The 11,681-nt window shown below is 57.2% G+C and carries 6 protein-coding genes and 3 pseudogenes; 5 read left to right on the top strand and 4 right to left on the bottom strand.

Translation table 11 applies throughout. The annotated features are described in order from the left end of the window. Positions 1 to 2,864, top strand: a pseudogene (locus tag SY26_RS21735) (calcium-binding protein); the annotation flags it as partial. Between the two features lie 297 nt (positions 2,865 to 3,161). Here SY26_RS21735 and SY26_RS19330 read toward each other — a convergent pair. Beyond that, complete coding sequence (locus SY26_RS19330) at positions 3,162 to 4,091, bottom strand: IS110 family transposase (RefSeq protein WP_255352908.1); 930 nt, start codon at positions 4,089 to 4,091, stop codon at positions 3,162 to 3,164. A gap of 148 nt (positions 4,092 to 4,239) precedes the next feature. Here SY26_RS19330 and SY26_RS20825 point away from each other — a divergent pair. Further along, a pseudogene (locus tag SY26_RS20825) lies at positions 4,240 to 4,996 on the top strand (IS5 family transposase). Positions 4,997 to 5,031: 35 nt separating this feature from the next. Here the strand turns inward: SY26_RS20825 and SY26_RS22255 are convergent. Further along, positions 5,032 to 5,139: pseudogene (locus SY26_RS22255) on the bottom strand (AAA family ATPase); the annotation flags it as partial. 572 nt (positions 5,140 to 5,711) lie between these two features. On the opposite strand from SY26_RS22255, the gene SY26_RS19315 reads away from it, so the two are divergent. From SY26_RS19315 to SY26_RS20815, 3 genes are all read left to right on the top strand, one after another. Continuing rightward, positions 5,712 to 6,290: a helix-turn-helix domain-containing protein gene (locus SY26_RS19315; protein WP_046001920.1), complete on the top strand. Its 579-nt coding sequence runs from the start codon at positions 5,712 to 5,714 to the stop codon at positions 6,288 to 6,290. After that, entirely contained in the window at positions 6,277 to 8,139 is a 1,863-nt protein-coding gene (locus SY26_RS19310; RefSeq protein ID WP_084693832.1) for a relaxase/mobilization nuclease domain-containing protein, read from the top strand. The genes SY26_RS19315 and SY26_RS19310 overlap by 14 nt, the downstream gene beginning before the upstream one ends. A gap of 578 nt (positions 8,140 to 8,717) precedes the next feature. After that, complete coding sequence (locus SY26_RS20815) at positions 8,718 to 9,656, top strand: glycosyltransferase (protein ID WP_084693833.1); 939 nt, start codon at positions 8,718 to 8,720, stop codon at positions 9,654 to 9,656. Between the two features lie 150 nt (positions 9,657 to 9,806). On the opposite strand, the gene SY26_RS19305 is transcribed toward SY26_RS20815, so the two are convergent. Together SY26_RS19305 and SY26_RS19300 are read right to left on the bottom strand one after the other, a co-directional pair. Continuing rightward, the gene (locus SY26_RS19305; RefSeq protein ID WP_198143157.1) at positions 9,807 to 10,064 is read right to left on the bottom strand and encodes an iron-containing alcohol dehydrogenase; all 258 of its coding nucleotides are present in this window, start codon (positions 10,062 to 10,064) and stop codon (positions 9,807 to 9,809) included. 162 nt (positions 10,065 to 10,226) lie between these two features. After that, positions 10,227 to 11,438, bottom strand: a complete 1,212-nt coding sequence (locus tag SY26_RS19300; RefSeq protein WP_046000813.1) for a helix-turn-helix domain-containing protein — start codon at positions 11,436 to 11,438, stop codon at positions 10,227 to 10,229. Between the last annotated feature and the right edge of the window lie 243 nt (positions 11,439 to 11,681).

Genomic DNA, 11,681 nt, shown 5'->3' with positions numbered 1-11,681 from the left:
CTGCGGCCAACACCCGTGGTGAGGGCAACAGCCTCGACAACCTGATCTCCGGCAACAGCGGCAACAATGGCTTGTTCGGAATGGCCGGAAACGACATCCTTCTTGGAAACGAGGGCAACGATACGTTGGTCGGCGGTACCGGCAACGACACGCTTACCGGTGGAACCGGAAAAGATACTTTCCGTTTTTCTGCAGGCGACGGTCGCGACGTGATCACCGATTTCGACGCCAAGCTGGGAGAGCTCGTCGATGTCCGCGGATACGCGGGTTATACCAATCTCGTCACTGAGACGGGTGGCACTCGCATGGTCTTCGAGGGCGGCGACAGCATCCTCTTTCAGGGCGTCGCGAAATCGGCCCTGACCAACGTGAACTTCACCTTCAATGGCGTTGCGCCGAAGAACCTCGCCGATGTCGGGCCCGTCCTCACTTCGCCACCGGTCGTTCCGGCTCCTACCCCTACGCCTGTTCCCCAAGACGTTCTGACCAACCCCTCTATGGGAATAGGCCTGAACGGCGTGTCGGACTGGTCGAGCCAGATGCCATTCATCGACGTCTTCAAAAGCTCCCGTCCCTGGACGGGTCATCTTGAAGGGCGTTGGGGCGGTGCCAGCCGTGATCAGATTGAAGCGGTATCGGACGCTGACGGCTACCTGACTAGAATGCCGGACGGAGTAACGCATGTCAGCGCAATCTTCCTGACGGAAATGCCTGCTGCGATGACCTCGATTGGTGGAACCTATCGTGTAACCTACGAGGGAGAAGGCCAGATCGTCGTCAACGGGGGTACGAACATCCGATACGGCGACGGTGAGATCTGGTTCGACTACACGCCCCGCGGGAACAACTTGATCAGCCTCGACATCGTAAAAATCAACAGTGGCGACTATATTCGTGACATTTCGGTGGTGCACCAGAAGAACATTCCGGCATTCGAAGCGGGAAAGATCTTCAACCCGGACTGGATCGAAAAGATCGAGGACATGCGTTCGCTGCGGTTCATGGACTGGCAGGCGACGAACGACTCTGACCTATCCAAATGGGGCGATCGGGCGGAAGCCAGTGACGCCACTTGGGCCACCGAAGCTGGGGTTCCGCTTGAAGTCATGGTGAAGCTGGCCAACGAAACCGGCACCGACCCGTGGTTTAACATCCCGCACAAGGCCGACGCGGAGTTCATCCGCAACTTTGTTAGCTACGTGAAAGAGAACCTAGACCCAGACCTGAAGCCCTCTTTCGAATACTCAAACGAAGTCTGGAACTGGCAGTTCGAGCAGGCACAGTGGGCCAATGTCGAGGGCCAGAAACTCTGGCCCGGACAGGGCGATGCTTGGGTCCAGTTCTACGGAATGAAGGCTGCGGAGATGGCCGCCATCGTGAATCAGGTTTACGGTCCGAATGTCGATGAGATGGTTAACAAGGTCATTGCCACGCACACAGCTTGGCACGGCCTCGAGCAAAGCATCCTCGAGGCCCCGAACGCGGTCAAAGGCGGCTCGGTCACTCCAGCGAACCTGTTTAACGACTATGCGGTCACAGGCTACTTCGATGGCTCTCTTGGCCGGGAGAAGGCCGGGACAGTCCTGTCCTGGATCTCCAACTCCGAGATTGCTGCCGGCGCCGAGGGACGTGAGATGGGCCTCTCGGGAGCTCAGCTGACAAATTACGTCCAAGCCCACAAGTATGACCAGGCAATCAGCCTCGCCATACGCGAGCTACGTGACGGGTCTGTCACCGGCAACCCGGACGGAACGATCGCCAGCCTCGTGAAAACCTTCGAGTACCACAAGGTTATCGCCGATAAGTATGACATGGACCTCGTGATGTATGAGGGCGGCACCCATGTCGTCGGTGTGGGCCAGTGGGCAGGCAACCAGACGCTCGCCAACTTCTTCATGGCTTTGAACCAGTCAGACGCCATGGGGGGGTTGTACCTGGAGCTGATGAAGAGCTGGAAGGACGCCGGAGGCACCCTCTTTAACGCTTTCGTCGATGTCGCAAAGCATGGGACCTATGGATCGTGGGGAGCTCTGCAACATCTCGACGATCAGTCTGAGCGATGGGACGCCATCGTCGAGTTTAACGAGATGAACCCCGGCTGGTGGGAAGAACGAGACGCTAGCGACTTCATTGGAACGGGCGAGGAGAAGATTCTGTCTCGACTATCTGCTGGCGTGTCTTCGGACTCGGTCTCAATAGACATCGAATCTGCCTCCAAGAGCATGGTCGAGAATGCCGCTACCGTCGGCAAGAATGGCGCTGAAGGGAGTTACGGCAGCATGAGTAACGACAACTCACGGATCGAAAGCCTAGGTGATCTCATGAGCAAGCTGTCGGATCAGGCTGACGCTCTCGTCACCTCCACCGTAATCTGTGTTCCCCCCACTGACATCAAGGGTCTGAATAACCGAACCCCGACATATAACCAAGACGAAGGTAATGGCCTAAGTAATGCCGCTAGCGGCGACCGCGACCAAAGCAGTATTCCAGAAGTGACCCGGATTGGCACGCCGACTGGATACGGGAATAACAACAGATACTCCGGCGGCGAGGCAGTTATTTCCATTGCAGATGCAACGGACATTGACATCATGTTTGGTGAAAATAATACATTATTTGATATATTCTTGTTCAACTTAAATTCAGAAACTTCATTTAAAGAAAAAGACAGCATCGTGCATAATTTTGTAGATGGGGTTGACATTGTTAATTTATACGAGACGACCCCTTTTGATCTAGTCTGGACTAAGACTTTAGATGATAATGTAGCCGTTCAAAACGAAAATTATGAAAAAAATGAAAAAGACTTTTATAGTGACGTACCTAGTATCAACTTCTCAATTCTAAACGAATTTTGGCTTTAGAAACATAAATAGGTAAGCGCCTGTCTCAATGACAGGTGCTTGCTTCATGGTCTACAACCGGGCGAGGTGTATCACCCTTTGAAGGCCAGTGTAACGCTGAAGGACTACCCGTCTGCTGACCGGCAACACTTGCGCCAAAGGGCATTCACTGGCTGTCAAAGCCAGATAATCATTTTCTTAGTCGAGCAAAAAGGCCCATCAATAAGCCCATCAATAAGACTGAAACCGGACCACTTGATAAGATAGGTCGTAGATGCGGCATCCTAGCAACTGTATCTCTCAGACCGTTGCTGCGGCCTATTTTTGACGGCTCTTGCATAAGGCGTTCGAGATAGTGACAAGCTTTCTGGTGACGGCGGTGATGATGACCTTGTGCGGTTTTCCGGCCTTGCGGAGGCGATCTGCAAAGKRTTTCARGTCCGGGTTATGATGTGCCGCGACTAAAGCCGCTTGGAATATCACGTGCCGCAKGGCACGGCGACCACCCGCGATGGCTCGTTTCCCGCGAAGGGTTCCGCTGTCATGCGCGACCGGGGCCAATCCGGTGAGCGCGGCAGCTTCTTCGCCGGTGATGGTGCGGATCTCCGGCATTTCGGCGATCAGCATCGTGCTGACAATTAGGCCGATCCCCGGGATGGAGCGAAGGACGATGGCTGTCTCCGAAAGGTGATGGTCACTGGCGATGGCCCGGGTGATCCGGTCTTTCAGCTCCTTGATCAGGCTGTCGATCCGGTGCTTCAGCTCGCTGTCGACGTCCTCGAACATCGCGGCATTGCCCAGTTTTTGATGCGCGCGGATTTGGGCCAGCAGCCGTTTGCGCATTTCAACCAGCTGCGCTCTTTTAGACGTTAAGGCTCTGAGAATGCGTATCTTCTCCGTAGGAAGACTGCGGCCTGCTTCGGGTCGGAATGCGAAGAAACGGGCGATGAGTYCCGCATCGATCCKGTCGGTYTTGGCGCGCGTRCCCCGGCTTTGCGCAAACGCTTTCACCTGAGCGGGGGGCACCTGGCGGGCTGCAACACCTTCTGCCTCCAACAACGCCCAGAGCTGCCACTCTTGGCCGCCGGTCGATTCGAAACAGACGATGGCATTCCGGTCTCGGGCAAGTTCCGCCACGGTAGCATGACCCGCCGGAGCGTTGGCACTCTGCAGCGATGCCCGTCGGGAAGGCAATGAAGGTCCAGCCAGTCGCGGCTGACATCTATGCCGATGACGCGGCCATGCCACAAGGGTCAGACGTCGCGTACCACCCCGCCATCGGTCCTAGCCGGGGCCGGTGACGGGACCAGTTTAGCAGAACGGATATACAGAAGGGTCAGGGTGCGCTGATACTTGTTTTGCTGTGTGATTCACGGCTCGGAAACGGAGCGGTGACATGAGCGACCTTTCCTGGCTGGCCGACGTGCAGATGGAACGTCTCGCTCCCTGGTTCCCAAAGTCCCACGGAAAGCCATGCGTTGATGACAGGCGAGTTGTCAGCGGGATTACCTTCAGTATCCGCAATGGCTTGCGCTGGCGTGATGCACCCACCGCCTATGGCCTCACAAGACGCTTTACTGCCGTTGGAGGCGTTGGAGCGGAAAGGGCATTTTCGCTCGTATGATGGCAAGCCTCGCTGCGAACCACGGTGAGGAGAAGGCCGTGATGATCGACGCCACATACCTGAAGGCACATCGAACAGCGATCAGTATGGCCGTAAAAAAGGGGTGCGTGGACGCCTGATCGGCCGCACAAAGGGCGGCATGAATACCAAGCTGTACGCCATTTGCGACAGCCGGGGACGACCGCTCGACCTGTTCATCACCGCCGGACAGGTGAGCGACTATATCGGCGCACGGGCGCTGCTCAGCGGCTTGCCAAACGTCGAATGGCTGCTTGGCGATCGCGGTTATGATGCTGACTGGTTGAGAGAGGCGTTGCAGGACAAAGGGATACGCGCTTGCATCCCTAGTCGGAAGCAACGCAAGACGCCGGTCCAATATGATAAGCGACGCTACAAGCGGCGAAGTCGCATCGAGATCATGTTCGGCAGGCTCAAGGATTGGAGGTGCGTGGCAACTCGATACGACAGATGTCCGGAGGTCTTCCTCTCGGCCATCGCCCTCGCAGCAACCGTCATCTGTTTGTTATGAATCCTGACCCTAACTGCCCACCATGTCAGGATGTCCTTGTTCGGATCGAGGTCGATCACCAGACACTTATGGCCGGCATGGGTCACTGCGGATGAAAGCAGTTTGACGATGGTGGATTTTCCGGCTCCGCCYTTCTTRCTCATGAGTCCAAGCACAATTGCCATCTGATCATCCCCTTCAATCGGCCTGATCCCATGGCAGGACGGCCCCTCGTTGACCTCGTTCTGTTGCCTGCGCCGACATTCTGTCAACAGGTAAGGTAATAGGTAATGCAGTGGGTAAGGTGTTGGGTAACGTAAAAGATAAAGTGTCCGGTGGGGTGGTTTGTAACGTGTTTGGTAAGGTGGTTGGTAGAGCGTTGAGTCAGGTGGCAGGTAAGGTCCCTTGCGCCGAATTGTGACTAATTGCCCGTGATCTGCATGAGCGGACGCCCTGGGTAAGACCGTATCCGGTTTAGTTCCTATAATGACCGCTGAGCGCCCTGTTCGGGCTGGACCCTTACCTCTCTACCCAAAATTGCGAGATGGCCCCCTGTCGGCCTTGTGAGGGCCTCTTCGGCCGTTCTTCGGGTGCATGCTTCGCGGCACCCTCAGTCCAGGCGAATTGAACGCGACCGTCACCTAAAAGCCGAATTCCTTGACGGCCTTCGACTTTTAGGCGAGGGTCGCGTGGTTGATTGGCAAGAAATGCAACCGTAATTTTTTACACTTCGGACATGGCCGGAAGAGCGAAGAAGATCACGCCTGCCGACGAGAGAAAGATCGTCGCATCCGTCCGTGCTGGCGTGCCCGTGGCCGTGCTGGCAAAGACCTATGGCGTGACACGRCCGACCATTTACCGCGCCGTYCGCAGCTTCCACGACAAGGCCAAGGTTTCGGATACAAGCACTGCACCTGTCTCATTCACGGTGGATCGGGACAGGCTTCTGGCCTTCGATGCGTTCACGGGACGGCTTGGTTTGAAGAGCCGGGCMGAYGCYCTGCGGCGCGTGTGTTCCGTGCCTTCCGGTTTTCTGGAGCCTGATCCTGACCTGGCCGGTGCCCTGCGCGACGTGGCGCGGGAGCTTTCGGCCATCGGTCGGAACGTGAACCAGCTGGTCGCCACCAAGAACTACGAGGTCCGGCGGGGCGAAAAGCTGAAGCTGACCAAGCCGCAGCAGCAGGTTCTCAGCGATCTTCTGGGTCACATCGACGGTGTGTCCGCCCAGGTCCGCGAGATGGAAGGCAAGCGCGCCTCGGAGACGGTCCGCCGCTTCGTGGCCGGAATGAAGGGGTCGGAACATGGGACGGACTAATGCCGTTGCCGGTGTCTCCACCAGGCTCTTCGAGGACGGTTGGGACAGGATCAAGGGTGGCCGTCAGCTGTCGGGTGCCCGGCACATGGCGCGCGCGGCGCAGGGGGCATCACCCGCGGTCTTCAAGATGATCCGCACGGGCGGTTGTGCCTCCAGGGGGCAGCTGTCGGCGCAGTTCAGCTACCTGTTCAGCAAGAGCGTGGACGTGCATGATTCACGCGGTCTTCTGGACGGTGAGAAGCGTCTGACGCCGGAGCAGATCAAGCGTGCCGTATCGCGCTGGACCGACGACTGGCGGGGCCAGATGAACGCGGCCCGGACAACCCACGTGATCATGTCGTTTCCGCGCGGGGCCAAGCCCGCGCATGTCAGTCTGATCGCCGGCGAGATCTGCAAGGAGAAGCTTGGCGGGCGGTTCGACTACATGGTGGCCGTCCATACCGACAGCCCGAACAAGAACCCGCACGCCCATATCATCGTCAACCGGCGAGGCAGGGAGCCGGGGGATTACTTCACCCTCCGTCAGGGCACGGAATACACCTACCAGGCCTTCAAGGAGGCGATGGTGGATCATGCCGCCCGCTATGGCATCCAGCTTGAGGCCACGACGCGCTTGCAGCGCGGGCATATCAACTACCCCCCCACGGATGGCGAGTGGCGGCGGGCAAAGGAAAAGGCTGTGACGACAGGCACTGCCTTCGAGGCCCCTTCGGGCAAGCCTCGGACCGGTGACGCGCTGAGCCGTGCCACCGAGGAGGTCCGCGATTGGTCCCTGCGCTATCGCGACCTTGCGAGCTACGCCTCGCAAGCGAATTTGCAGGATTTGGCTACCGCATTTGAGAAGGCATCAGCCGTCCTGTCCCAGGGCGGCGTCATTGTATCCAAGGGAGAACCCTACATGTCCGTCCAGGATGATTTTGACAAAGCCGCAGAGGGGCTGCGGCGCGCGGTTGATGACGCGGAGGTGCGGATTGCCGACGCGGCACCGAACCAGCGCCCCGCCATGGAACGCAAGCTGTCCGAGGCGCTGTCCTCGGTCGAGCATATGCAACCGCTTGGCACCCGGTCGCGCGACCTGAGCGAGGCGGCCAGCGCGGAGGGCATCTATTCGGCGCAGAACGTCCAGGAGGTGAACACGCGTTTCGCGCTGGAAGGCCGCGACAAGCTGAGTGCAGCCCTGGACGGGACCGGCATTGATCCGGTCGAGGTGGAGGCCCGGATGCGGGTTGCGGCCAATTCCGCGGCTCTGGAAACCCGGTGGGTCCAGCAGGATTTGCAGGCTGTCGCTGATCTGCGCGGGCTTGATCTGCGCGATGAGGCGCAGCTGGAGCAGGCTATCGCGGTTGTTGATACGGCCTATGACCGGGTGGCGGCTGACTATGGCGTCGATGACGCCATCTATCAGCGCGCGGCCGCACAGCGTGGGGCGGTGATCGAGACGTCCGAGCCGGGCCATGATGCCGCCGCCCAGATCGAACGTGTCCGCGAGGCCGATGCGCAGGAGCGGGCGCCCGTCACGTCCATCGGGTCGCGCGATGGTGCAGGCACCGATCACACTGAGCTGGCCCGCTACGCCAACCCCGTCGGTGCCGAAGATGAACGCAAGCTGCGCGAGGCCATCGAGCGGTTGCTGACCCGTGAGGAACTGGCGGCGTTGAAGAACGGCGATGCGGCGGTTCTGCGCGGTGTCGGGGATCGGGAGGACCAGTTGACCCTGGCGCGGGATTATCTGCGCGCCAGCAACGATCCGACCGCGCAGCAGGGCATCGACCGCGTAAGCGACGCGCTGACCGCCGAGCGTGACCGCGTTCGCCAGGAACGCGGCCATGAAGGAGGCGGCCATGAATAAGTGTTGACTTAGCGTCAGAACTAAGACGGGTTTACCCTGCACCTAAATTATTTCCAATCAGAAATCAGCAGCTTGACGTCTTTTCCAATTCATCACGTAGCCCTTAGATTTGAGCCACGTCCCTGTGCGTGACGCGGGGCGCCCTCTACGGCAATAAAAAGCAGCCAATCTGTAAGGCTGCTGCATCGGAAACAGATGTGAGCCTGCCCCGAGATTGGCTCAGCCCCGGCCTTACCTGTCCTAATAGCCCACTCAGAGCGGGCAAAAACAGGCTGCCGCCATGCACAATTTTTCGGGTCCGCAGCCGCTTCCAAATGCAGGACTGTGTATGGGAAAGGAACTACTATAAGTAAAACAAATTTCGGTGTAAGGCAAGACCCACGGATAATCATCACAGATCCTGACGCTCCAGACAATGCTAAGGGACATAGCTGGCGATATAAAATGAACCACGCTTTACAGGAGGGGAAAGATCTATAGTTCTTAGCATTTTTTCTCCTATAAAATACGTCTATCAAGCCATAGCTCGTCAACTATGCTAAACAGAATTTACTGGTAATATAAACTAGTTCTAAACAATGGAAAGTACTATGCCTCTAGTTTTAGTTCGCACCCCTACCTATCGCCGCCCTTCTCAGCTAAAACGAGCCCTTAATTGCTTGCAAGCGCAAACACACCAAGATTGGGTTTGTGAGGTTCGTGATGATTGCCCAGATAAATCTGCTCAAAAAGTAATAGAAGAGATAAACGATCCTCGCATTAAATATATTTCTAACCGACCTCAACAATACTTAATTGCTAACTTGGATGCATGCTTCCGGCTTGAGAATCAATATTCAGCAGATTATTTTTTTATGCTTGAGGATGATAATCAGATTAAAGAGAATTTCATTGACAGGGGCATACAAATCATTGAACAAAATGGCGTTTCTATATGTCAGATAAATCAAGTTATAGATTATGTTACAGAAAATCGATTGAGCAGTTTTGGTATACTTAACGGGACATTTGATGAGCGTGTGTATCAGCCAGAGGAATTCCACCTTTCACTTTTTGGTGGAATTGGAATTTCAAACGGGGGAGCATTCTGGTCAAAAAATATTCGGCAAGAATTATCATTTAAAACAGATACCATTCCTGCGCTTGATGAGTATATTAGAACATGTATGGTAGTGGAGCCGATTTATATATGCCGCGAGAAACTTGCTGTCTGGACGCAAAATGAAGAAGAAACCACGCGTAATTTGGGCTTTGGAAGAGGTTGGTTGCGTCGTGAGCTTGATCTAAAAGCGTCTATCCGACATATCCGCCGAACCATATGGAAAAAAACACCTCAGCATCTGCAGAAAGATTTTCTTGAGGGAGGCGTTCTACGTATACCTATGAAAAATAGAGCGCTTGCCTTACATAAAGCTGATATTAACTTAATAAATAATCAGCCTGAATCTAATAATAAAATAAAACGAATGGCAGTTAAGTATTTAGGTCGTGTGCATCCCTCTGTAACACGAATTTAAAACATATAATTTAATTCAACCTAGGGCAATGCCCCTCCCTTTGGGTGTTATATGGCGCGCCCAGCAGGGGAATGGGATCAACCGGGGTTATGGGGTTAAACAGGATCAGAGCCCTGCGGCATCTCGCAGGGCAAAGTTTATCCGGATCTGCTAGCCCGTCCCGCTTTCCTTAAACCGGGTCACCTTGGCTATCGTTGCGCATGCGATCATCACATCTTCTGGCGGGTCGGCGACGACATCGTCAAAGACGGTTATCTCGAACCCTGCCGATTGCAGCGATACCTTGGCGAGATCCAGAAGGCCGGACTGATGCAGGAAGCGGTCAGTAACGATCAGCAGCTTGCGCTGCTCAAACCACTCCGACAGCAATGTCCCAAGGCGCTGCGCACCGCCCCATTCTACCAGCATTCCAGCTACCGTGTCGTAACTGAATGGTCCAAGCTCTGAATTCATTGCTGCGCGCCCTCCTGAACTGAGTCTTTCACACTCGACGTTCTTAGTTCCGCCTTAGGATACCTCTACCGCACAGCGTGCGTCTCCAGACATGCAAAGAATTGACCGCTGCAGGATCTACTCGTCTTTCCGCTCTCGACCCCCCGCCCGGCGCACGACATCATCCAGGCCCGACATCGCGGCATCAAAATCCGCCATGATCCGGTCCAGTTGGCCCTCGTCGCGCCCTCCCTTTATCCGCTCCAAGGCACCGATCTGTTTCAAGCGTTCGCGCGGCCCCTTGCGGCTGACGAATACATCACCCCGAACCGCCCCCGCCCCTCCCGCATGTCCCATCCGCGCGGCAAGGGACGGCAGCGCCCAGAACCGGGAGGTGCTTCGGGCGGTGAGATTGCTGAGGCAGCCACCATCGACGAGCTCGCCGATCAGGGTCAGGGCCGTCCGGCGCGTCACCCCCAGATGATCCATGACCATCGCCGAGCTCACGACCGGCTGCGCCTTCAGATAGGCGATCAAGTCGCCAAGGCGCGACCGCCCGTGTGCAGACGACGCCATGGCCGAGAGACGCGCCAGCTCATGGCGCAGGGTCCCCAGATGACCGAGGTCATGAGAGAGGCTCCGCGTGGCGGCCTCCAGGAACGTGGCCAGCCCGGTCATCGGCGACCAGACCCGAAAGCCGGTGCGGGTCAGCGACACGGATGGCGGCACGATCCACACGGCAGCCGCCGGCATCAGCAGGCCCCCTGCCCTCTCGTCCAGCTCATCGCGGCTAGCCCTTTTATCAGGAGACAGCCCCTGCAGATGACGCGCGGCACCCTCCACGGCCATGAAGATCAGCCGCTCGGCCACCGGGCTGCTCCGTCGGGAGCGGAAGGCATAGCTGGCCGCCGCACGCCATCCCGCCAGGATCGGAACGTGGGACCAGGTGCGACTGGCCTCCACGACCAAGGGCAGCTCCGCATCCTCCAAGCGATCGCCCTCATCGCGTGTCTGCCCGATGGGTGCCGCAGCCGCCTCGATCCGGCGCAGCGCCGCTATCGGCGCGCCAAACGGGTCTCCGGGCCGGCGGATGACGACCAGAAGCTTCAGGGCCATCTCGACCGCCCGGGCATCCTCTTCCACCGCCGTGCCGCTGGTCAGACGAAGCACCATCCCCTGCGTGGAGATGCGCTCGCCTTCGAGGCCGACCGAGGCGGCAGCCTCCAGAAGGCTCGTCTCCATCCGCCACAGTGCAGCCAGGGCGGGGTCGGCCAGGAGGATGCCCTCAACCCTCGCGGCGTGGGTCTCGGCACTCAGAAGAAGCGATCCGACATCCATCTGATAGCCCATGATTATGCCGCCAACAGTTTAGCATATTGCCAGCATTCTGCAGTTGCCTAGTACTTTCAGATATTGGCCGAAGTCACCACCATTCCGCCACTCAGGCAGAGGAGATCCCGAGGCCTTGGAATACGGCCCTGAGAGCGCACGAAGCCGCCCATTTCCGTCCCCTGATGGATGCAGAGGATCTAGACTTCCGTACGGCAGACGCAGATATCGGCGTTGCATCTGTTTGCAAACGGTCATTTAATG

The organism is Paracoccus sp. 228, assembly GCF_000967825.1.
GTDB classification, from domain to species: Bacteria; Pseudomonadota; Alphaproteobacteria; order Rhodobacterales; family Rhodobacteraceae; genus Paracoccus; species Paracoccus marcusii.
This window is presented reverse-complemented; position numbering and strand designations above follow the sequence as displayed.

Coding starts and splice junctions, on each gene's coding strand:
- SY26_RS19305 (WP_198143157.1), bottom strand. CDS start 10,064: ATGCTGGTAGAATGGGGCGGTGCGCAGCGCCTTGGGACATTGCTGTCG.
- SY26_RS19300 (WP_046000813.1), bottom strand. CDS start 11,438: ATGGGCTATCAGATGGATGTCGGATCGCTTCTTCTGAGTGCCGAGACC.
- SY26_RS20815 (WP_084693833.1), top strand. CDS start 8,718: ATGGAAAGTACTATGCCTCTAGTTTTAGTTCGCACCCCTACCTATCGC.
- SY26_RS19310 (WP_084693832.1), top strand. CDS start 6,277: ATGGGACGGACTAATGCCGTTGCCGGTGTCTCCACCAGGCTCTTCGAG.